The following is a 23366-nucleotide window of genomic DNA, read 5'->3' on the forward strand; positions in this document are numbered from 1 at the left end:
ACAGCCAGCAGAAAGTGCTCTTGCCAGACCGAGGATTCCCTGAATACAATGTATTCACAGTTTTGAAGGGAGCGGAAATGAGCACGATGACCATACGCATGTCTGACGAAGACGCAACTCTGGTACGCAAATTGGCCAATTTTGAAGGTGTCACGATTTCTGATTTCGCCCGCACCGCGATTTTAGAGAAAATCGAGGATTCCTACGACCTTCACGAGTTGCGAGCGGCAATCGCTGCAGACGACGGCCAGAGATTTAGTATCGACGAAATCCTCGAGGAACTGTGACGTTGCCATCCCCTTCCAGCGGATACCGCGTCGAACTCACATCTAGAGCCCGCAGGCAGCTCAAGAAAATGGATCGATTCGATGCCCGCATCCTCGCCGAATGGATTAAAAATAATCTCGATGCCTGCACCAATCCTCGAGCATTTGGTAAAGGGCTCACTGCCAACGACTCCGGCGAATGGCGATACCGAGTCGGCGCCTACCGGATTCTCGCACTCATTCACGATGATGCCATCACGATTGAGGTCTTCTCAATTGGCCGACGCGACAAAATCTATACGGCCTGACGCTTAACACACAGCCAGACCGTCAATAACTTGCGGCCAACCCCATGAAGCTCACAGCTACAATCAGCTACAAGCTGTAATGCTCAATCTTGTGGCAAGGTATGCTTCTTCAACCAGTTTGGATTAATAGCAATACCCCTAAGTTCGTTTCGAAACATTCGGTTTTTATCTACTTTTAGGATACCTTTAATATCAAAGTAATCAGTTTTTTCACCGGTTTTAATGTTATAGCGCGAGAATCGCAACCGGTCACTTTTAGGGAATTCGTCCAACACAAATAAAAAATTTCCAGCAACTATACACCGCATATTACCGTCAAACTGCGATAATTTTAGTGTCAAAACTTCTTTGACTACACGAGTAGTCAAATCAACTGAACGAAGCTTTCCATCCTTCCAAGATACCCAGTAGTAAGTTTTTTTATCTAAGCTCAACCCTCCATCGAGTGCTTCAATATCATTGCCTTTAACGTGTGCCGGTTTCCCATCTTCTAAAACAAGCGGAAATTCTCTATAACTACCATCGTAAATATTCCATTCACGCAGAACTTGTGTTCCCTCATTAGAGTAGTCAACAGGCTTTCTAGTAGCCAAGGTATACATAAATCCATTCACACAGGGAGCCCGCTCCATATACTGTGAATATTCATAGGATTCATCATTCTCAATTTCACCTAAGACGCTAGCTGCCAAATCTTGCGGCTTAGGGTAAAGTTTAAGTAATACTGTTGAGTTATTAGGATTACGCAAGATGCTACGTGTTACAGAATTAAGTTCTTTACCTTGCGCCATTGCAACCACACCATCGTCACATTTTGCAATTGAGGTAAGCAAGCCAGGTACTTCCCAGTGTCTAAGCTGTTTTCCGATGCCAGTTACCACTCTATTAGCAAATCCATCCGGGAGTATTCCCACATTATAAATTGAAATATACTTGTTTTCTTTTGTTCCCGGAAACCTTGATGTTTCAAATTCTTCATCGGCACCACGTGGGTAGCTCTTTAATCCTTTGTTATCAAGATGATATTCAACTGTCATCCCGCCAAAAAACAAGCCTTCGTCACTCCAAACGAGCTGCCCGTTGTCCATGTAACCCACGTTTACAATGTCAGCCACCCCATCTTCCCGCGCCAGCAACACATACCCTTCCGCCGCTCCTCGACCTATATCATGTAACTGCGGACTGAAACGAGCGGCTAGTACATAATCATCAGTCAGGTGCAGTTTATTTTGAGGCACAGCAGTGACGCTACTATCAACACCACAACCAGCTAATGGTAGTACTAACAGCAGCGTCACAGCAGCGACATAAATCGTATACAATCTTTGCATGTATTACCCACCATAGATGTAGTAAGTTATAGTCCAGCCAGAGTTCAAAATATTAACTGGATAAACTCCCGAACCCCCGTTTCCATCTAAGTCTATTCCAGGCCCTGCCTTATAGGCAGCCCATACTAGCTGAGAGCAATTATATTTATCGGAATAGACGACTTTGTTACTAGCGAAAAGCGTATTATACGGTTTATTTAACATAAAATGATACGCTATATCTGCAGCTTTATTGCGACTTGCCTGAGAAACATCCACATACTGCAAATGCGTACCTTTTGGCACACGAACTTTACTTGCAGAAATAGCGTGGGAATATCTATTCAGCCCAGGTGCCTCAATAATGGTATTTGTATCATAATAGAGGCCACTATGTCCATGCTCGTATCCTAATGTAGTTGCAGGTGCGTAAAAAACATCACCTTTATGCTTCGCACCACCTATGATAAACGACTCCTTTTTTTGCCCTCCACCGCGCAGCATCACGTCGCCGTCGCGCGCAGCCTCTGCAGCCGAGGCCTTCGCTTCTGCTAGTTGCTGGGACAACACTTCGCTGGCCGCTTCACCTGTTTCAATCGTTACGTGCCTGGCCTGAGCAATAACCTCTGCTTTTGTGGATCCTGGATTCAATTGCACTAGCTCTTCTACGATTGAATCCGTACCTGTAGTCAAATCGTCAACCGACGCAGACTTCCCTAACGCTACCCCAGGTGCAACACCCAGGTTCAGTACTAATGCTGCGGAAAAAATCCCCACAACCAATCCCTTTTTAAACAACATCGTCTTTTCTTTCTGACAGTGACAGGATTTAGGTAAGTCTAATCTATCTCATTAAAATTCTGGCATCATGCTTTTTGATGAAATATTTCCAGAGTTGACAACAAGCACCTCATAAATTTCACTTGAGCTGCGGCAACACCTGGCAACATAGCAACCACACACACCCACACACAAAACCAGGCTATGATACCAATCACCACATTCTGCAAGGCGGCACCCGCACCGTCATCTTCCGCTAGGTTTCATGAGGGGCTTGCCGGAATCCCGGCCAGCGCCTCATGAATCGAAAAGCGCCTCATGAAAGGAAACTATCGCAAGGCAAAAACGCGACGCGGGAAAACCCGAAAGCCAAACCAAAACCGCACAACCGTGCGATTTGTACCGTTCCCGTCATGCGATTTGTACTTTAGATGCCATGCTGTGGGTATGGTTTATCTGCAACGGGCTGTTGACGCCGTCTTGGCAAGGTATAGTGACTGGATTTTGGTGGGTATAGCCTATCCTATTAAAACTATGACATCAAGCTTTTTGATGAAATGTTTCCTGGATTGCCGACATTCACCTCATGAACCACGAATGAACTGCAACAACATCGGTAACAAAGCAACCACAACTCCCAACCAAAACTAAGAGATTTGTCAGTCAAGCCCAGAATCGGGGCGTGAAACTGTTTGACGCTACCATCAACTACGTCACCGCTACTCTGCCAACTAGCCTAGATTTGAACTATTCGGTATCTCCGAATAGTTGCCTCTCGCGCCAGCTCTCCGTCAGTATAAATCCTCCTGACATGCACGTTTATGGCGGAGAGTACAACAGGATACTCCGCCACCATGCAAAATAAGGCCAAGATGTCGAACGCCGTGTCCTCGCCCGCGCCGTCAAGTGGCACGCCGAACACCGCGTTGCAGGCGGCACCCCCATCGTTATTTTCCGCTAAATTTCATGAGGTGCCATCCCAAATCAGGCTAAAATTGGGATAAAGAACTGGGAGGAACCATGAAGAAACTGGCTGGGGTTTTATTTGCTTTATCGCTAGCGCTGGCGGGATGCCAACTAGGAGCCTCGGGCGGGGCGGTTCCACCGGATTCTGCGGAAATCAGCACCCGCTCGGGGGTAACATATGAGATCTACGTGGCTTCTTTCCATGACAGCGACGGCGACCAGGTTGGCGACCTCAACGGTATCAAAGAAAAACTGCCTTACCTACAGAAACTCGGGGTTGAATACCTGTGGCTGATGCCGATTCACCCTTCACACTCGTACCACAAATATGACGTGGATGACTACATGAAGATTGACCCAGCCTATGGCACGATGGATGATTTCCGCGCCCTGATTCGAGCCGCCAAAGCCAAGGGCATCAAAATCATTATGGATATGGTGATAAACCACTCATCTTCGAACCACCCGTGGTTCAAAAAAGCCCTGGCCGAGGCTAAGGCCGGCAAGCTGGATGGCTACGCGAGCTACTACAATTTCGGGGAAAAACCCATTCGGAAATCCACCAAAATTGGCTCGAACCTGTACTACGAGTCGGCTTTCACCGAGAATATGCCTGACCTGAATCTGGACAATCCAAAAGTACGCGAGGAATTGACCAAAATCGCAAAGTTCTATCTGAATATGGGCGTGGCGGGTTTCCGCCTGGATGCCGCCCTGCACTACTTTGGCACCAATAACCAGGCCAACATCGAATTCCTGAAGTGGTACACCCAGATGTGCCGCAGTATCAAACCCGACGCCTACCTGGTGGCGGAAGTCTGGGCGGGTAAGTCCACAGTTGCCCCTTACTATGCGAGTGGCTTGGATTCCCTGTTTAACTTTGACCTTAGCGATGGCGGTGGCGAGATTGTCAAGGCCGTAAACAAGGGCGATGCCACGAACCTGGTCAAGTATCTCAGCCAGTATGAACCGGAGATTCGCAAACTGAATCCCCAGGCTCTTGATGCCATATATTTATCGAACCACGACCAGGGGCGTTCGGCCGGGTTCTTTCCCAACTTGGAAAAGAACAAACTGGCCGAGGCGATTTACCTCTGGCTGCCGGGGCGCCCCTATATCTATTACGGCGAGGAAGTCGGGCTCAAAGGTTCCGGACGCGATGAAAACAAGCGTACTTTCATGCCGTGGGATAAGAGCACCAAGGTTAAGAACCCAGAAAACACTGATTATGACCCGAAGAAACAGGTCACCACCACAGTGGCACAAGCGCAGGCCGATAAGGATTCACTGTATAACTACATTTCGCAACTCGTGGCGGTGCGCAACGAGTTCCCCTTCTTGCAGTACGCCGATTTCAAGGCCTGGAAGAATGACAATCCGGCGGTGATGGCCTATCGGGCGGTCGCCGACCCCAAGGCTCAGCTCTCGACCGACTCGACTGGCTCGCCCGATTCTCAGAAAACCGCTGCGGATAACCTCAATGCCAAGACTAGCGAGGCGGTAATCTTCCACAATCTGGGCAAGGAACCCCAAGAAGTAGCCTTGCCAAAGGGATACCAACTGGTCAAGGCCATGAACAAAGACGACACGGTCAAGGACGGCAAACTGCACCTGGAGCCGCTCTCGTCGGCCTTTACGGTTCCGGATAGTACCGGCAAGTGATTCTAGGTTTCAACCGCGAAGATGCCCGGAGGGACACTCCCTCCGGGCATCCGTTTAGCATTCGGTCACTTTTGCTTATTGTTGGAAATTCACAGCTTCATGAGGTGCCAGTTACGATACTGGCACCTCATGAAACCAAAAAACTAAAACGCACCGAAGACGGCAAAGCGAGCCTAGAGCAAAGCCGCGTAGAGCGCGCGGATTTCCTCCAGCGTAGCCTTACGCGGGTTACCCGGCGTACACACATCGTTAAACGCGTCTTGCGCCAAAGCATCCAAGCCGGATTCATCCACCCCGACCTCGGAAATCTTGGTGGGGTTACCCAAATCCACGACCAAAGCCAAAACCTTGTCGCAAGCCGCTTTGCGCGCGTCCTCCAAGGACATGGTGTAGGCATCGTTCACCCCAAAAGCGTGAGCAATCGCCCGGTATTTTTCCCCAGTAAAATCAGCGTTGTAACGCATCACCGAGGGCAACAGAATCCCGTTAGCCACCCCGTGCGGAGCCCCGTAGCGGCCACCCAGCGGGTGTGCCATGCCGTGAACCAAACCCAAACCCACGTTGGAGTACCCGATACCAGCAATATAGCTGGCATAGGCCATTTTCTCGCCAGCCTCCCGGTCACCATCAGCGGATTTACGCAGGTTTTCGGCAATCATCCGAATCGAAGTCAGGTGGACCGCATCGGAAAGTTCCCAAGCCCCGGGGGTGATGTAGCCCTCGATGGCGTGGGTCAAGGCATCCAAACCGGTGGAAACCTTTAAAGCCCGTGGCATGGAATCCATGAGATCCGGATCCACAATCGCCATAATCGGAATATCATGCGGGTCGACACACACGAATTTACGTTTGTTGGCCACATCGGTAATCACGTAGTTAATGGTTGTCTCGGAAGCAGTTCCGGCGGTGGTGGGAATCCCGATAATCGGCAGGGCGGGTTTCTTGGTGTCCGCCACGCCCTCCAGGGAAAGTACATCGGCGAACTCCGGGTTGGTGGTGATTATGCCTACCGCCTTGGCGGTATCTTGGGGCGAGCCACCGCCCAGCCCCAACAGCACATCCGCTCCCGCATCGGCGCAAGCTTTTACCCCCGCCTTGACGTTTTCCACTGGCGGATTGGGTGCTACATCTGAAAACACTTCATACGGAAAACCGGCCGCATCCAAGATATCCGTAACTTTCTTGGCAGTGCCGGTTTTCAACAGAATCGGATCCGTAATAAGCAAAGCCTTTTTATAGCCACGCTTCTTAAGTTCCTCGGGCAACAGCTTTATAGTACCACGGCCGAAGTGTGCGGTTTGGTTTAAAATCATGCGATAAGACATATATTCCTCCTTTGGACTTTCTTTGGACTGCGTCTGGATTCACCATTTTTGGGCTTCACCAGCAATTATGTGAAAAATCCTATCGAGATTTCGCCGCAAAGCGAAGAGACTTAGGTCTGTTTACAAGCAATCATTAATATGCTAAAGATATCCTATCCCCCGGCGAATGACTGGGAAAATCCCGAGCTTTACCCCCGATTCAAAGTAGCCAAAACACATTCCAACAGGGCATCCTTTAGAGTCTGGGCTATCGATTCCGAAGCTAACTCGCCACTAAATGCCAGCGGGTCGCGCCAGCCGTTTCCCGAATGGCGCTGCACTAAATTCCAGGCAATTTCTTTATCTGCAATCTTGCCTTCCGCACCATCAAGCAGCGTGAAAACCGCCTCCTGGGGCGCTGGCGCCCAGCGGTGCAGGTTATACAGAGAAATCGTCCCCTCTTTAAGATTGACCGACTCGACTCGGTAGCACAGCGGCAACTGAGAAAAAACCTCTCGTGACAACGCGGGCGCGACCCCACCCTCCCCGGCCAACTGCGGCAAGTAAACCACAATATCCCTGGTGGCGAACTCGGCCGGCAGGTTTTCCGAAGTAAAATGCAAGTCCAGTGTCCCGTCGTGGAAAGTCGCGTGAAACTCGATATCTGCCGGGGTATCCCCGGAAAACATATTCCCCACTTCCTCGGTCAGGTGCCCCTGAGCCTGGTTGGTGGCATCTAAGTAAACCCACAAGTTCAGGGTGTGTGGATGTGGCGCTGCTGCTATCTGGGGCGGTGCCATCGGGATAATTTTCCCCTCCGGAACCAAGACCGGAATCTGATTTAAAGGCCGATAAAAACTCTGTACCGCCGCGCCGTGATAAACATAACCCGTAAACAAATCATGCCACGTTCCCGACGGAATCCAGGCTGTGGCTTTAGCCAAGTGCAACTTGGAATCCGCCGGGCTGGTAATCGGAGCCACTAGTAAATCGCCATAAAAATACGAGTTGCGGTACTTATAGGATTCCCACCGGTCGGGGTAGTCGTGATAAATCGGGCGGATGGGTGCCACCGAATCACGGTGAGAACGCCACATCTGGGTGAAAAGATACGGAATCAGGGCGTGACGCAGCCGCAAATAGTCCTTTTGGACCGCGCAATACGGCTGGGGGAAAGCCCAGGGTTCCTTGCTGAGGAAGGGCGACATCGTAGAGTGCAGCCGGTTGATGGGCGAGAACACGCCAAACTGTAACCACCGGGTGGAAAGCTCGAAATCGCGCCCCGCAAACCCGTGCCCCCCGATGTCGTGGCTCCACCAGAAATAGCCAATATTCGCAGCAGTTGCCGTGAAGAAAGGTTGAAAATCCAAGGATTCCCAGGTGTTGAAAGTATCGCCAGAAAAACCCAACGGAAAGCGATGCGACCCCGGACCACTGTAGCGGGACAGAATCAGGGGTTGCTTGAATTCGCGGCTCGGAATTTGGCGCTGGGCATCCCGGTAGTGCCGGAAATTCAGCATCCACAGCGGGTCGAGGCCGGCTTGCGCCGAGGTTACCCCTTGCTGCCAGTCAATCCACCAAAAATCGACGCCTTCATCCTCTAGGGGGTGGTGTACCAAGTTGAAATATGCTGCCAGGAAACGCTGGCTGGCGATATTGAAATCCACTGGCTCCCCGGTGTCGGGATTCTGACCGAGGTATTTCGCTACTTCCCGGTATTGCTGCTCATGGCGCCTAATGCCATCCGCCGGATGAACATTAAGCGTCACCGCCAGCTGTCTTTCGTGAAGCTGGCGCAAAAACTCCGGCGGATTCGAGAACAGCTCCCGGTTCCAGGTGTAGCCCGTCCACCCCGAGCCGATACTGGGGTCGATATCAACCAGGTGCCAATCCATATCCAAAACCGCCACGGACAGTGGCACGTCCGCGCTGCGGAACCGATCCATGAGTTGCAAGTACTCTGTTTCGCTGTAACGCCAATAGCGGCTCCACCAGTTCCCCAACGCGAAACGTGGAATCAGCGGGGAAGCCCCGGTTAGGGCAAAGTAATCGGCTAGGGTGCGATGAAAATCATTACCATAACCGAAGAAATACAAATCCCAACCGCAGGGACGTGGCGCCACCCAAGCATCAGCCGTGATGCCTAGACTTCGCGAATCATCCACCAGCGCGAAACCCGTGCGAGAAATCAATCCCGGTTCCAAGGGAATTTCACCATCTGCCATATCCAAGGTGCGAGCGGTGCCACCCAAATTACCAAAATGTGAATCCAGTGGGGTTTCCTGGCCAAAGTGCCATTGGGAACCATAGACCACCCCGGCCTTACTCTTGAGCTTTACAGACAGGCCATGAGCTGAAAACGGCTGGCCGTCATACTCCAGCAGCAAGGCTTCCGTACTAAGGCTAAGGCCATTCCCGTGGCGTCGCATCGTAAACTGTGGCACCGGAAAATCCCGGTTCGTCACAACCTGGGTTTGCGCATCGGAAAATTCGTTGTTCTCGTTCCACTCCAACCGCAACAGACAGGGTGTCAGCACCGTGATTCGCCAGTTTTCGCCGGTGATAACAGCTTTACTGTTGGCTGGCGCCAATAGAAATTCAGACATTTTTCACAACTTTCTTTCCTGGCCGGGACAATACCAGCGTTAGCGTCCGGTTTATGTCGCATCTAGTCTAAGCTCGCGGCCGCTGTCAACATCCGTTCTATCGGAGCGCGGTATTTTCCGCTGATGCCTCGTGATTCCCCGCTGTTTTCCACGTAAGCCCGCAGGAAGTCGCGCAACGGCCGCCCCAGGCCGAGTCCCTGCAGGTTGCCGGTTTCCGGGTTGATTGCCGGGTGGGCGCTGCCGCCGAAACTAATCAGCCACATGTCCTCGCCCACGGGTACCTGCGGGCTGAGCCGGGGCATTTCAAAGGGGAAATCCAAGTATTTCGCGCCGATGCGCTGGTAGAGTGCCCAGCGCCGTTTGGGGTCGCCATGTGCGGCGGAGCCAACGTGGCGGTTGGGATCCTCGATTTCCCCCAGAATCAGTTTGATTTCAGGCCGGGATTCCCAGTAATCAATAGTGTCGCGAATCAGTTTCGTGCCCACGCCGTGTCCGCGCGTGGCGGGGCTGACGGCCAGCCAGCTGAATAGGACGACTTCATGAGTTGCTTGCCACGATATGGACGCTCCCAGGGGCTTTACCCCGTCCCAGGCCGAAAAAGTGAACATATCGGCGTTTTGCAGCTCAGCTATCAATGCGGCTGGCTCGCCCAGTTCTTCGGGGCCAAAAGCATGGACTAGCAACTCTTGAACCAGCGCCTGGGCTTGATTCGGCAACAGTTTGTCTCGGTATTGGATTTCCACTCTTCCCACCCTAGCGTATCCGCTTCTTACCCGCCGAGTTATTAGCTGTCACCTGTTACTCGTATGCCAGAAAACCGGACACCCCCACTGCCGCATTCGCAGCCTCCTCGAAACCCGAGGATTCAAAAACCAACTACAACCCTAAAAGCGAAGAGCCTCTTAACCTTGAGATAATAGTTGTCAGGCATTCCCCGATTTTGTGCAGCCACCGCAAATCGGAAGCACAAGCGGAACATACAGTCAGCCTTCTTGGTAATCCTGGTCGGACTGGTGATTTCCACAGTCAAAGATTTATCTAATTACGTGAATTACTTGGATTAAAAAGAACAGCAAATCTTTGCCTATAAAATGGCCATTGAACACCGAATTCGCCGTGAGCTTGCTCAACGCCGACACATGCCACAGGAATCCACCGCCCAAGCCAAAATAGTAGCAGCAGTCCTGGATGCCTTCGAGAAAAGGGCTCGCGCCGCCGAGGCCGAGCTGGGCAAGATGGACGCGGTAGCCGGGGATGGCGACCATGGACAGGGCATGGTTTTAGGTACCACCGCTGCCGCCACCGCCGCACGTACTTGCGTCGCGGCCGGTGCCGGCCTACGCACCACCCTGGCGCACGCTGCTGCCGCCTGGTCAGAAGGCGCGGGAGGAACCGCCGGGGCACTGTGGGGCGGGGCACTAGCGAAAACCGCCTCGCTGCTGAGCGACACCGAAACTGCCGACAAGGCTGCCATTATTGCCGCCGCTGTTGCCGGAGCACGTTCCTTCAGCGCCATGGGCGATGCTAAGGTGGGAGATAAAACCATAGTTGATGCCGCCGAGCCCTTCGCAGATGTTCTTGCGACCGAAAATCCAGAAAATCTGGCGATGTCCTGGCAGAACGCCACCCAGAAAGCGACGGAAAGCGCCGCTAAAACCGCCGCGTTCGCAGCAGCGAAAGGCCGGGCACACAACCATGGCACAGATTCCATCGGCACCCCCGACCCGGGAGCCACGTCTTTCGCCATGATGATGGGCGAGGTCACGGTATTTCTGTGAGCTAAGCCAGAAAAGGAAGCTGGACAGAACTAAGAAATGCGCCCCATCGGGGCGCCAAAAGGAGCAAATGGAAATGTTAGCCGCCACGCTGCAAGCACCTCATGAACTGGAACTTTGTGAAAAAACAAAGCCGCACGCCGGATCTGGCGAAGTCGTCTTGAAAGTCGAAGCCAACACTCTTTGCGGCACGGACTATCGCTTGTTCACCGGCGCTAAAACCGCCGGGGTGCGTTACGGGGTGGTGCCCGGTCATGAGTTTGCTGGCCGAATCGTGGACATCGGCGAAGGCGTGGACGCGATTCAACCGGGTTTGACGCTCGGTCAACAAGCCACGGCCTCGATTGTGGTGTCGTGCGGACGGTGTCAAAACTGCCTGCACGACCGGGAACATTTATGCTCCCACCTGGAACTATTCGGCTATGCAATAGACGGCGGGTTACAAGAATACCTGGTGGTGCCACGTCGCGCTGTCATGAGGGGCAATCTGATTACCACCAACCAGGAGCTTTCCCCCAAAGCACTGTGTCTGGCTGAACCAATTTCGTGCTGCCTCAACGCTTTAGACCACTTCCAGGTGAAACCTGGCGATGTCGTTGCTGTGCTAGGTGCCGGCCCCATCGGACTGCTTCACGCCCAGCTGGCACTGGCTTGCGGAGCAAGACGCGTTTATGTATCCAACCGTTCCGAAGGGCGACGCACCGTGGCCGACCGTTTGGGTGCAGTCGGGGTGGCTCCCGAAGAATTGAATCCCCAAGTCAAGGCCGCCACCGCCGGAGCGGGAGCCGACGTAGTAATCGTGTGCATCGGAGCGCCTGAACTGGCACAATCTGCCCTAGAACTGGCCGCAATCGGGGGGCGCGTGAACTTTTTTGCAGGCTTCCCCAAAGGGTCGAGCGCGGTGATGGAACCGAATCTGATTCACTACAAGGAACTGCAAGTAACCGGGGGATCCAATGCCAGACGTCGCGATGTGAAACGCGCCATCGCTTTGTTAGAGTCGGGAGCTATTAACGTTGCCGAGATTGTTACCCACGAATTCCCGCTCTCTCGTGTGGCCGAAGCCTACGAAGCCATGAACCAACGGGTGGGCGTGAAAATCGCGGTGATTCCCGACTAGCACCTCATGAAACCCGAAACTAAAATGGAAGGAACGACAGGAGAATATCTCCCTGTGCCCCTCCCGGCCATATTTAGATTCAGACAGTTCACCTAGAACTGTCCCATCGCAACTAACGCCAAGTTCAAGGCGATAATCAATGCCGCGACAATGATTGTAACTACAAACAGCCACCACGGGTCGCGCCACTTGCCCATCACCTTCCGGGAACGCGTGAACACAATCAGCGGTACCAGAGCCAAGGGAATCCCCACCGACAACACCACCTGGGAAATCACCAGCGACCAGGTAGGTTCGCTACCCAGAGCCAAAATCGCCAAAGCCGGAATCAGGGTCACGATACGCCGCACCCACAGGGGTACATAAATATGCAACAAACCAGCCATGATCTCCGAACCCGCATAGGCACCCACCGAAGTAGAAGCCAAACCGGAAGCCAAGAGCCCAATAGCGAAAACCGTGGCCACCCCGGTACCAAACGTGCCCAGGATAGCCCCGTAGGCTCCTTCGATAGTGTCGGTGCCTTCTTTACCCGGCAGCGCCGAAGCCGCCAACAACAGCAAAGCGATATTCACGCAACCTGCAATCAACAAAGCCCACACCACGTCAAATTTGGAGGCTTGCAGCAAAACCTTGATTTTGCTGTCACTGTGCCCCACCCCATGACGATCCTTGACCAGGGAAGAATGCAGATAAATCGCGTGAGGCATCACGGTAGCACCCAACATCGAGGCCGCCACCACAATGGTCTCACTGCCACGGAAACGCGGTACCATGCCACCCAATACTCCACCCCAATCCGGTGGGCTAAACAGCAAACCGGACACAAAACCCAGAGTAATAATCAGCAGCAAGCCAATCACCAAACGTTCAAAAACAATCTGGCCATTGCGGTTTTGTGCCAGCAGTAAGATTAGCGAGACAACACCGGTGATGACTCCTCCCCAGAAGAGAGGAACACCGAACAAGAGATATAGGGCGATGGCGCCGCCAATGACTTCAGCCAGGTCTGTGGCGGCGGCGACGACTTCCGCTTGGAGCCAAAACGCAATCCGCCACGGTTTGGGCAGCTTATCCCCGAGTAGCTCCGGCAGGGATCGTCCGGTGACGATGCCGAGCTTTGCTGACTCGTATTGCACCAGCACTGCCATAAGGTTCGCCAGCACCAAGACCCAAACGAGTAGGTAGCCGTAGCGCGCCCCGGCGGTAATATTAGCCGCGACATTCCCCGGGTCAACATAGGCCACCGCAGCCACGAAAGCCGGCCCCAACAGCGCAACAATACGGACTTTCTTTTTCCCGGCGGCTTCACAGTCAATGGCGGATTCCTCCTTGATATCAGCTATATTTTCTTCTTGCGCAAATCTCCATTTAGGCATTTCTGAATTATATGAATCCGTACCAAATTATAAAAGATAATAATGATTCTTCTTTCTCGTGAATATGAAAATGGTTCTTTTTAGCGCCAGAAATGGCATACCAAGATACATATTTTGCAAGCTACACCCGCCTCTAATTACAGGGCGAATCCCCTGTTACGCCAAGAAAATCGGCCAGCACCTCATGAACGAAACTTATAGAATAAAGGTAACTTCAAGGAGAGAACCGTGAGCAAAAACACACCCACCAACCCACAGGGAGACGCCCTGGAAAAGCTGACTAAGTGGGACAGCTACGTGGCCATCGGGGATTCTTTCACCGAAGGAATGATGGACTCAGCAGACCCCGAAAATCCCGATAACCTCATGTTCGGCTGGGCCGACCGCCTGGCATGGGAGATTTCGCGACGGCGCGTGGCAGCCGGCCTGACACCGCTAAAATACGCCAACCTGGCGATACGCGGACGGAAACTGCCCCAAATAGCCGCCGAACAGATGGCCACGGCTCTGGACATGCGCCCGACGTTAATCTCCATCATCGGCGGCGGCAACGACCTGGTGCGGGTGCCCCGAGACCCCGACCACCTGTCACGCCTGGTAGAATCCATGGTGGTTTCCGCACGTGAAACCGGTGCCGACGTGTTGCTGGGCACAATACAGGATTCCAAAGGCTCCCCCATTATTTCCTCGATGCGCCCCGCCACCGCTGAATTCAACGCCAATATTTGGTCTATCGCCCAACGTCACGGGTGCTATGTGCTCGACCAGTGGGGTCTGCGCCCGATTCGCACCATGAACCCGTGGGCGCCCGACCGTTTCCATCTCAAACCAATAGGCCACGAGCTTATGATGAACCACGCGTTACGGGCGCTGGGGCTCGAACCGTGCTACCCCGAGTATGACCAAGTGTTCAGGGACGAGGGCATCACCAAGTGGACGTTTAGCCAGAACCGGGAATGGGTCAAAAACCACCTGGTACCCTGGGTTAAACGCCACGCGCGGGGGCGTTCCTCCGGGGACGGGCGCAGCGCAAAATTCCCCCACTTGACAGTACTTGACTCGCACGATCTACCCGCGCCGCCTGTCACACTGCAATAAACACCGCAGCCGGAACGGATTCGAGCCGGAAACAGACGCGTCAAGAACAGCCGTGGCAAGAACAGACGCGCCAAGAACAGCCGTGGCAAGAACAGACGCGCCAAGAACAGCCGTGGCAAGAACAGACGCGCCAAGAACAGCCGTGGCAAGAACAGACGCGCCAAGAACAGCCGTGGCAAGAACAGACGCGCCAAGAACAGATGTGCCAAGCGTGGATGTGCCAAGCGTGGATGAGATTCCCTGCCTGAACTTCGGCAAAATCGAAGTAACCGGAAACAAGTGTCAAGTGCAGGTTTTTCTGCGAGTGTAGTGCAAGTGGTTTTGCTCGCATAGCGCAACGAGAGTTGCCCGGTTTTTGGTTTGAGAATTGGGTTGGCTACCGTCCCTTGTGGTCATGTCACTCCCCCTGCGCAAATGCTGAGCTTAGTGGACAAAAAGTGTTGATTTTGGGGTTTTAGTGGAGCGGGCGACGGGAATCGAACCCGCGTAATCAGCTTGGAAGGCTGGAGCTCTACCATTGAGCTACGCCCGCGTGCCCTTAGAGTCTACAGGGTAACCCCGGTTTCGTTCAAGTCGAGTTTTCGGTTAAGATAGGTTATGCCTCACGGGCTGTAGCGCAGTTTGGTAGCGCGCCTGCTTTGGGAGCAGGATGTCGCAGGTTCAAATCCTGTCAGCCCGACCAGTTAGTTTTCAGCGCACCCAAAAACTCGCCAGCGCCTCATGAACCCAAAATCGAACTCCTGTTCGATGCCACTGAAACCGATGCCGAAACACTGCAGAAAGAAACGCCGACGGTGTGGATTACGCCGAAAACACACCTCCACAACCAACACCGTGCCACCATTCTCCGACCGGCGCGACGGCGGTGAGGGCATCAACACCTTCCCCCACATGACATAATCCTATTTTGTCACCTTCACTTGACTTACATTAGTCGCCTTACGTAGACTAAAAAGGTGACGAAGCGGAAAGACCTCATCAAAACCCTGAGTAAACACGCCCAGGACAACGGTCTAAACATGCGAGTCACCGAAGGAAAAAACCACACCCGCATCTGGATTGGAGACAAATACACCACCATCCCCCGTCACACCGAGATACCTAACCAGTTCGCCAAAGCCATCCTCAAACAGATAGGAATCGAGCCATGAACACTTACACCGCCCGCGCCACCCGGGAAGAAAACTGGTGGACCATCACCGTGGACGAAGTCCCCGGGCTCTTTACCCAAGCCAAGCGGCTCGACCAAATCCCAAGCATGGTTCGAGACGCACTCACTCTATTCCCCGAAGTGGAAACCAATCCAGACCAGGCGCAAATTAACGTAATACCCGACCCCACATACGCGGACAAAGCTGCTATGGTAATCAAACTTCAACACGCCTCACAAGCAGCCCAAGAAAAAGCCACCGCCGCCGCCCACGCCACCGCCAAAGATTTCTACCACAGCGGACTGACCTATCGAGACATCGGGAAACTATTAGAGGTTAGCTTCCAACACGCCCAAAAACTCGCCAGCACCTCATGAACCCATCCCAACCCCAGCAACCCCGAAACCAACCCCGCTATTCTCCGTTAATCTGAGGAAGATTTTATCAGCGAGCTTGCAAAGGTCCGCCGGGAATATCAGGAGCTTCGTGACATGAATGAGTTATTTAGAGCTGCTTTGGCTTTTTTCGCCTCGGATTCTCGGGGGTGTTTCGCCTAAACCGGCCAATCATGGCCGGTTTTTAACGGCTCCACGCTGCTACTGAGCGGCTCATGCGGCAAAGCCGCTGCCACTCAGTAGCAGCGGCGGAAATGATTGCGTTCATTGACCAGTATCGTAGTCGTTTCTCGGTCGAGTTCATATGTGAGACGTTGAGTGAGAACCTTGAGGGCGGGTTTATCACCTCGCGTGGTTACCGGGACGTGAAGACCCGCGTCGAGTCCACCAGGACTCAGCGTGACCGGGAACTTGTAGGCTTAATCCGCCGTATTCATGCGGAGAATTACGCGGTTTACGGGGTCCGGAAAATATGGCACGCACTGGGACGACTCGGGGTTGGTATTGGGCGGGAGCAGACCCGCCGGTTGATGCGCCTGGCTGGGGTTCAGGGCAAGTCTAAAGGCAGGATGCCCCTAACTACCCGGCCGCCTAAGACCCCTGATACGCGCCCGGATTTAGTGAACCGCGAGTTTCATGTCCTGGCTCCTAACCGGTTTTGGGTTGCCGATATCACTTAGGTGAAGACTCGTTCGGGTTTCGTGTATGCGGCCTTCGTCACCGATGTGTTTTCGCGCAAAATTGTGGGTTGGGTTTTATCCCCCACGGTGGCTACTGAGTCGTTGCCTAGCAGCGTTGAACCAGGCGATTCACAACGCCAAGGAGACCGTGGGTTTGGTTCATTACTCGGATCACGGCTCACAGTATGTTTCCTTAGTTTACAACCAGAGGCTCGCCGAATACGGGATAACCCCATCTACCGGATCCGTGGGGGATTCTTATGATAATGCTCTGGCCGAGAATGTTAACGGGTCATACAAGAACGAACTAATACATAACCGCAGATGGGAGAGTGTCCTGGAAGTAGAAACCGCGATATTCGAGTGGGTGTCATGGTGGAACACCACCAGGCTACACGAAAACCTCAACTACCAAACACCCCAAGAAACCGAAGACCAATACTGGCAAAACACCAGAAAGTATGAAACAATAAAAAGCAAGGTACACGCCTAGGAAGTAAACCCAGACCACTCCAGGGCTCAAGTTCTATAAGGAGCTCATCAAGAGCAACCCAGACGAAACGGGGATGCGCAGCTTTCTCCTAGACGGAGACCGCAATCCCCGTAAATTTTCGCTGTCTGAGTTTCTCTGCCTTTGTGCACATATACATGATTGAAGATTACGCGAAGGAGACGGTGTAGAAACATGGAGTTATTGAACAATATCGGCACAGAACGTCTGGGAGATACCCTTGGCAAAGCCATCTCTGCCAACGCAAAACTATCAATAATCAGTTCATACTTTACCGTCTACGCATATGGAGAACTCAAAGCAGAGCTCTCGAAAATTGACGAGGTACGTTTCCTGTTCAGCGAGCCCACCTTCATAGAGCGCATGGTCGACGAGAAAGACCCCCGCGAATTCGAAGTGGCCCGTCGCAAACGCGAGATGGGCATCGGAGGATCAGGGCTCGAGCTTAAGCTACGCAACAGCCTCAACCAACGCGCCCTAGCACGCGAATGCGCCGAGTGGATTCGCTCAAAGGGCGTTTTCAAGTCTGCCAAGCGACCTGGCGCCATCCAACCGGGAGGCACCTACGTTATCGAAAACCCCTCTAGTGAGAACCACGCATTCAATGGGGCTGCCGCGAACTTCACGCAGGAAGGGCTGGGCTACGAGCAACGCCCCGATACTGTCACTTTTGTGAGCCATTTCGAGGGGAGGAAGGAGGTAGAAGGACTCAAAACAATGTTCGAATCGGTCTGGAACAACCCAGCAATGGTTGAGGAGGTTACCAACCAGGTAGCTGCCCAAGTGGAGAAGCTTTACCGAGAAAACCCGCCCGAGTTTGTGTATTTCCTCACTCTCTACCATCTGTTCCGGGACTTTGTTGAAGACGACGAGTACAACGGCATACGCCCTGGTATCAAGTTCGAGGATTCTGTGGTGTGGAGTAAGCTCTACGACTTCCAGCGTGACGCAGTTGTAGGCGCGATTCGCAAACTAGAGAAATACAAAGGCTGCATCATCGCAGACAGCGTCGGTCTGGGCAAGACTTACGAGGCACTTGCCGTGATTAAATACTACGAGGAGAGAAACAATCGTGTGCTTGTACTCTGTCCGAAGCGCCTGCGCGAGAACTGGACTCTGTGGACGCGTGGTAACGACGACCGCAACCCCCTTGCCGAGGATCGTTTCTCTTATGACGTGCTGAACCACACCGACCTGAGCCGTTACTACGGGATGAGTGGCGACATAGATCTCGAGCACTTGCGATGGCACAATTATGACCTTCTCGTCATCGACGAATCGCATAACTTTAGGAACAAAAGTACCGACGCAGATAAGAAGGATCGCTACACCCGTCTCATCGAGGACGTAATCAAAGCTGGAGTACGTACCAAAGTACTGATGCTCTCTGCCACTCCGGTCAACAATAAACTGCTTGACCTACGCAACCAGATTGAGCTCATCACCGAGGGGGATGATGAGTACCTGGCTCATACCGACGGTATTCCATCCATTACCCAGGTTACCCGCGTCGCGCAAACTCGTTTCAATGAATGGATTAAGCGCGACGATTCCGAGCGCACGACAGAAAGCTTCGTAAGCGCAGTGAACGCGGACTATTTCAAGCTGCTCGACGTACTAACCATCGCGCGTAGTCGCAAGCACATCACGAAGTACTATGGTGCCGAGAACGGAACTTTCCCGACGCGTCTGAAACCCATATCATTCCAGACTCCCATCGACACAGAAAATGAGTTGCCACCTATCGGCGCGCTGAATGACATGATTGCCCAGCTTACATTCGCCCAATATCAGGTGTTGTCCTATGTTCGAAATGACAAACGCTCAGACTATGAAACGCTCTACATTAACACATGGGGTAAGGACTTTGAGAGCCAGGTCAACCGCACGAAAGCCGTTGCCAACCTCATGCGCGTGAACGTGCTGAAGCGCATGGAATCGAGCGTCAACAGCTTCAGAATCACCCTGCAGCGAATTCTTGACGGTTGCGTTGAACTCAAGAAACGCCTGGATGAAATTGGTACAAATGTTGGTTATGATGCCGATGAAAGCTCATTCGAGTTCGACACAGACGACGATGCCGAAGAGTTTGAGGCCGGCGGCAGGGTGCGCGTCGATTTGCATGACGTGGACGCACTCCGCCTCAGCCAGGATCTAGAATTCGACATCAATACGCTGCACAAGCTGCTCCAGTACGCAGAGACGGTGACGCCTGAACGCGATGCCAAACTCTTGAAGCTCCGCGAATTTATTGCGCACAAAGTCAATAACCCGTTCAATCCTGGTAATCGCAAAGTACTGGTGTTTAGCGCTTTTGCTGACACAACCGACTACCTCTTTGAGCATCTGGCGTCTTGGCTAAAGCGCGAACTCGACATAGAGTGCGCAGAGGTGGCGGGCAGCTCCACTCGTACGTACTCGCTGAAGCTCACCAGAACTACCTTTGAAAACATCCTCGCAAGGTTCTCGCCCATTTCTAAAGAATTGCCCGAGCAGATGCGCAGCCTTGGCGAGATAGATGTCATCTTCGCCACCGACTGTATCTCAGAAGGGCAGAACCTGCAGGACTGTGACTGCTTGGTAAATTACGACATCCACTGGAATCCAGTTCGCATCATCCAGCGTTTCGGTCGCATCGACCGCCTGGGCTCTACTAACAGTCAGATTCAGCTGGTAAACTTCTGGCCCAATATTGCTCTCGATGATTACATCCAGCTAGAGAATCGGGTCAAGGGCCGTATGATTCTCCTGGACACGAGTGCCACCGGCGAAGAAAACGTGCTGGAATATAAGGACAGGGATGAAATGAACGATCTTGCCTACCGTCGCAAGCAGCTCGAGCAACTGCAGAGCGAAGTACTCGATTTAGAGGACATCTCAGGCGGCATCTCCATCACAGACTTCGCTTATGACGACTTCCGCGTTGAACTTCAACGCTATGTAAAAGAGCATCCCGGGCTACTCGAGAACTCCCCCTTGGGACTGCACGCTGTGACGTCTATCCCAGATGAACTACGTGGTGAGGTAAAACCCGGTGTAGTCTTCTGTCTGAAGCAAACTGACGAGTCAGTCAATCCCCAGGACACTAACCCCCTATTCCCCCATTACTTGGTGTATGTGTCGAACGATGGTGAAATTATGACGCGGCACACACAGCCGAAACCGGCGCTCGATATCATGCGTGCCGTTTGCTCAGGACATGCCAAACCCATCGCCGATTTGTGCCACGAATTCAACCGCGAGACACACGACGGCACAAAGATGGGTACCTACACTGAGATGCTCAACGATGTTGTGTCTGCAATCACGGGAATCCAGCAGGATAAAGGGATTGAGAACTTGTTCAGCCTTGGTGAGGTAGGAAGCAATGTTGCCAGGGGATTCGATGACTATTCCCTCGTATGCTTTGCGGTGATTAGATGAGCAGGTTGGACTGGAATGTTATATTCGAATTACCCGAGCCGGCACTTACGGGAAACCGAAGGATTCCTAAATCTGTGCTTGTCAGACAGGCGTCACTCACGAAAACCGAACAGAGAATCCTTAACAAGGTGAATCGCCTGGAACACTTCGCTACGGTACAAAAGTCGACGACGCGAATCCCATCTTTCGTTGACAACGAGCATGACGTACAGAGCATCATCCTGCTGCGCTGCGAAATGGCATCCAAAAACATGGCCCTTACAGAAGTAGCCGTGCTCATACACAAGTGTTTCCAAAACCCGACCGTCCTCCTACTCGAGGCAGATAGATATATCGGCATATCGGTAGCTCTCACACGAAAGAGTCTGGCAGAACGGGGTGTCACGGTTATCGACCGCATCGAGACCACCGGCACGTTCGACCCAGACCGTTCAGAATATGCGGACTTCCTAGGCGCAATGGCATTCGGGCGACTTTCACAGGGCGACCTCTGGGAATACCTGCTCGACCTGTCGCACGCCATAGCGCTGTCCCGCGCGATTGACGGCCTGGGGTTCTATCCCAAATGCCCAGCGCAAGACCGAAAAAAGCTGATCGCCCTCATGTCGCGCTACGATGAACTAGGAGCCTCCGTCAAGCGATTGAAAGAGCAGCGGCGGTCGAAGGGCGTAACGCTCAACGAGTCCGCAAAGCTACGGATAAAAATGGGTGAAGAAGAGCAACGCTTACAGAGTATAGTCGCCGAGATAAAGGAGATATGCAATGGCTGATATCGAAAAGATGGACCTTGAATCGAAAGATTTAATAGACGACCGCTTGGAAAAGCTCCAGGATTTGCTGCCCGAGGCATTTTCTGAAAGCGGCATTGATTTCGACAAGCTGCGCTTACTGCTTGGCGACGAGGTGGACGAGGGCTCGGAGCGCTACGCGTTCACGTGGCCTGGCAAGACCGACGCTATCCGTCAGTCGCAGACCGTGAGCACCGCCACGCTTCGCCCGTGCCCAGAGAAGAGCCGTAGCCGCGATGGTAAGGACGGCTCCTTTGACTCGGACAATATCTATATCGAAGGCGACAACCTCGAGGTGTTGAAGCTCTTGCAGCGCGGCTACCACGGCAAGGTCAAGATGATTTACATCGACCCGCCCTACAACACGGGTCACGACTTTGTTTACAAGGATAAGTTCGGCGACACCATCGAGAACTACAAGCAGCAGGCGAGCCTCACTGGTCAGTCTAACGCCGACACTAGCGGTCGCTTCCACAGCGACTGGTGTTCGATGATGTATCCACGGCTCAAACTGGCAAGGGAACTACTGAGCGACGATGGGGTTATTTTCATCAGCATTGACGATAACGAAAATCGGAATCTTCGTATTCTGTGTGATGAGGTTTTCGGTGAACCGAATTTTGTTGCGCAACTAATTTGGGAAAGAGCCTTCTCGCCAAAAAATGACGCCAAGTTTGTTTCCAATAGTCATGACTATGTGCTCGTATATGCGAAAAGTATCGAGCATTTTACGATTGGCAGGCTTCCGCGTACTGAGACGGCGAACGCTCGATATACGAATCCAGATAACGACCCGCGCGGACCGTGGATGTCAGACAACATGACTGTAAAAACTTATAGTGAGTCGACGGATTATCCAATTACAACGCCTTCCGGGCGCGTTGTCGAGCCTCCAGCAGGACGCTGCTGGAGGCTCTCGCGGAACGCGTTTCGCGAGAGACTCCAGGATAATCGCATATGGTTTGGTGCTGATGGGAACGGGGTTCCTCGAATTAAGCGCTTTCTGTGTGAAGTTGACGGAAGGGGCATGGCTCCAACGTCCCTGTTGTTCTACAAGGAAGTTGGACATAGCCAAGAGGGCGCCAAGGAGCTCGTATCTCTCTTTGACGGTAAGAGCTATTTTGATGGCCCTAAACCAACGAGGCTTCTGCAGCGCCTGATGACTCTAGCAAATTTGAGCAACAATGATACCGTGCTTGATTTCTTTTCGGGTTCTGCCTCGATGGCTCACTCCGTATTCAAACAAGAGATTGAGAGAGGGACGGGCTATCATTTTGTGCTTGTCCAACTTCCGGAAGGCACCGATCCTAAGCGTGAAGCCTACAAGGACGGTTATGCCACTCTCTGCGACATCGGCGAGGAACGTATCCGTCGTGCCGGCGACAAAATTAAATCTGACCTCGATGAATCCAACCGCCAACTCATGCTAGGCGAAGAGCCGAAACAGCTTCCCGACATCGGGTTCCGTGTCTTTACTCTCGACGACTCCGGTATCGAGAAGCCACAGCCTGGTAAGCTCATGCACGAAGTGGTGAAACCCAATCGCACCGAACTCGACATTGTCTTCGAAATGATGCTCAAGTGGGGGCTGGAACTCACACTGCCCGTCGAAAAGTCCGACGCCGCAGACTATCCCGTCTGGTCGGTCGCCTGCGATGAGCTCGTCTGCTGCATGTCCCCAGGCCTCACCATCGAAGCACTCGAGGCAATTGCTGATATGGAGCCAAAGCGCGTGCTCATCCTCGATTCCATCCTCAATGACACGCTCAAACTCAACGCCGTGCAAATCTTTAAGCACGCCAGCGAACGCATCGGTACGGACATCGAACTGAGGACGGTGTAAC

Annotated in this window: 19 protein-coding genes, 2 tRNA genes and 1 pseudogene; 15 read left to right on the plus strand and 7 right to left on the minus strand. The window is 52.8% G+C overall.

Translation table 11 applies throughout. From position 1 onward, the window contains the following. Positions 1-77 precede the first annotated feature (77 nt). Together relB and F4555_RS05950 are read left to right on the plus strand one after the other, a co-directional pair. The gene (relB, locus tag F4555_RS05945) at positions 78-287 is read left to right on the plus strand and encodes a type II toxin-antitoxin system RelB family antitoxin (RefSeq protein WP_036369809.1); all 210 of its coding nucleotides are present in this window, start codon (positions 78-80) and stop codon (positions 285-287) included. A 2-nt stretch (positions 288-289) separates the two neighbouring features. Continuing rightward, on the plus strand, positions 290-574 hold the full coding sequence (locus tag F4555_RS05950) for a type II toxin-antitoxin system RelE family toxin (protein ID WP_211580340.1): 285 nt from the start codon (positions 290-292) through the stop codon (positions 572-574). Between the two features lie 83 nt (positions 575-657). On the opposite strand, the gene F4555_RS05955 is transcribed toward F4555_RS05950, so the two are convergent. Next, complete coding sequence (locus F4555_RS05955) at positions 658-1905, minus strand: hypothetical protein (RefSeq protein ID WP_103759136.1); 1248 nt, start codon at positions 1903-1905, stop codon at positions 658-660. Between the two features lie 3 nt (positions 1906-1908). Continuing rightward, a complete protein-coding gene (locus tag F4555_RS05960; protein ID WP_103759137.1) occupies positions 1909-2685 on the minus strand; it encodes a YiiX/YebB-like N1pC/P60 family cysteine hydrolase in 777 nt (258 codons plus the stop codon). Positions 2686-3523: 838 nt separating this feature from the next. Between F4555_RS05960 and purU the strand changes: the two are divergent. Then, positions 3524-3625 (plus strand): annotated as a pseudogene (gene purU / locus F4555_RS11555) (formyltetrahydrofolate deformylase); the annotation flags it as partial. Positions 3626-3684: 59 nt separating this feature from the next. Beyond that, on the plus strand, positions 3685-5292 hold the full coding sequence (locus tag F4555_RS05965) for an alpha-amylase family glycosyl hydrolase (RefSeq protein WP_103759139.1): 1608 nt from the start codon (positions 3685-3687) through the stop codon (positions 5290-5292). A 173-nt stretch (positions 5293-5465) separates the two neighbouring features. Here the strand turns inward: F4555_RS05965 and fucO are convergent, their stop codons facing one another. From fucO to F4555_RS05980, 3 genes are all read right to left on the minus strand, one after another. Next, positions 5466-6617, minus strand: a complete 1152-nt coding sequence (gene fucO, locus F4555_RS05970) for a lactaldehyde reductase (RefSeq protein ID WP_004014460.1) — start codon at positions 6615-6617, stop codon at positions 5466-5468. Positions 6618-6805: 188 nt separating this feature from the next. After that, positions 6806-9202 (minus strand): glycoside hydrolase family 31 protein, encoded by a 2397-nt coding sequence (locus tag F4555_RS05975; protein WP_115325958.1) that lies wholly within the window; start codon positions 9200-9202, stop codon positions 6806-6808. Between the two features lie 62 nt (positions 9203-9264). Next, entirely contained in the window at positions 9265-9945 is a 681-nt protein-coding gene (locus tag F4555_RS05980) for a GNAT family N-acetyltransferase (protein ID WP_115325957.1), read from the minus strand. A 348-nt stretch (positions 9946-10293) separates the two neighbouring features. On the opposite strand from F4555_RS05980, the gene F4555_RS05985 reads away from it, so the two are divergent. Together F4555_RS05985 and F4555_RS05990 are read left to right on the plus strand one after the other, a co-directional pair. Beyond that, positions 10294-10980, plus strand: coding sequence for a DAK2 domain-containing protein (locus F4555_RS05985; RefSeq protein ID WP_255312885.1), 687 nt, complete (start codon positions 10294-10296; stop codon positions 10978-10980). A gap of 67 nt (positions 10981-11047) precedes the next feature. Then, entirely contained in the window at positions 11048-12097 is a 1050-nt protein-coding gene (locus F4555_RS05990; protein WP_115325956.1) for a zinc-binding dehydrogenase, read from the plus strand. A gap of 92 nt (positions 12098-12189) precedes the next feature. On the opposite strand, the gene F4555_RS05995 is transcribed toward F4555_RS05990, so the two are convergent. After that, positions 12190-13476, minus strand: a complete 1287-nt coding sequence (locus tag F4555_RS05995) for an Nramp family divalent metal transporter (protein ID WP_004012037.1) — start codon at positions 13474-13476, stop codon at positions 12190-12192. Positions 13477-13704: 228 nt separating this feature from the next. Between F4555_RS05995 and F4555_RS06000 the strand changes: the two genes are divergently transcribed. Then, entirely contained in the window at positions 13705-14574 is an 870-nt protein-coding gene (locus F4555_RS06000; protein ID WP_115325955.1) for an SGNH/GDSL hydrolase family protein, read from the plus strand. Positions 14575-15032: 458 nt separating this feature from the next. Here F4555_RS06000 and F4555_RS06005 read toward each other — a convergent pair. Further along, positions 15033-15106 (minus strand) — tRNA-Gly (locus tag F4555_RS06005). Positions 15107-15179: 73 nt separating this feature from the next. Here F4555_RS06005 and F4555_RS06010 point away from each other — a divergent pair. The 8 genes from F4555_RS06010 to F4555_RS06045 all read left to right on the plus strand — a co-directional run bounded on the left by F4555_RS06010 (position 15180) and on the right by F4555_RS06045 (position 23365). Further along, a tRNA-Pro gene (locus F4555_RS06010) sits at positions 15180-15256 on the plus strand. A 274-nt stretch (positions 15257-15530) separates the two neighbouring features. Continuing rightward, a complete protein-coding gene (locus tag F4555_RS06015) occupies positions 15531-15725 on the plus strand; it encodes a hypothetical protein (protein ID WP_004012022.1) in 195 nt (64 codons plus the stop codon). Continuing rightward, positions 15722-16102: a type II toxin-antitoxin system HicB family antitoxin gene (locus tag F4555_RS06020; RefSeq protein WP_004012021.1), complete on the plus strand. Its 381-nt coding sequence runs from the start codon at positions 15722-15724 to the stop codon at positions 16100-16102. The genes F4555_RS06015 and F4555_RS06020 overlap by 4 nt, the downstream gene beginning before the upstream one ends. A 332-nt stretch (positions 16103-16434) precedes the next feature. Continuing rightward, positions 16435-16800, plus strand: a complete 366-nt coding sequence (locus F4555_RS06025) for an IS3 family transposase (RefSeq protein WP_172606793.1) — start codon at positions 16435-16437, stop codon at positions 16798-16800. A gap of 115 nt (positions 16801-16915) precedes the next feature. Continuing rightward, positions 16916-17293 (plus strand): integrase core domain-containing protein, encoded by a 378-nt coding sequence (locus F4555_RS06030; RefSeq protein WP_160151214.1) that lies wholly within the window; start codon positions 16916-16918, stop codon positions 17291-17293. Positions 17294-17485: 192 nt separating this feature from the next. Beyond that, on the plus strand, positions 17486-20734 hold the full coding sequence (locus F4555_RS06035; RefSeq protein WP_004012019.1) for a helicase-related protein: 3249 nt from the start codon (positions 17486-17488) through the stop codon (positions 20732-20734). Beyond that, a complete protein-coding gene (locus F4555_RS06040; protein ID WP_004012018.1) occupies positions 20731-21504 on the plus strand; it encodes a DUF4391 domain-containing protein in 774 nt (257 codons plus the stop codon). The genes F4555_RS06035 and F4555_RS06040 overlap by 4 nt, the downstream gene beginning before the upstream one ends. Then, the gene (locus F4555_RS06045; RefSeq protein ID WP_115325953.1) at positions 21497-23365 is read left to right on the plus strand and encodes a site-specific DNA-methyltransferase; all 1869 of its coding nucleotides are present in this window, start codon (positions 21497-21499) and stop codon (positions 23363-23365) included. The genes F4555_RS06040 and F4555_RS06045 overlap by 8 nt, the downstream gene beginning before the upstream one ends. Position 23366 lies beyond the last annotated feature (1 nt).

Source organism: Mobiluncus mulieris (assembly GCF_014204735.1).
GTDB lineage: Bacteria > Actinomycetota > Actinomycetes > Actinomycetales > Actinomycetaceae > Mobiluncus > Mobiluncus mulieris.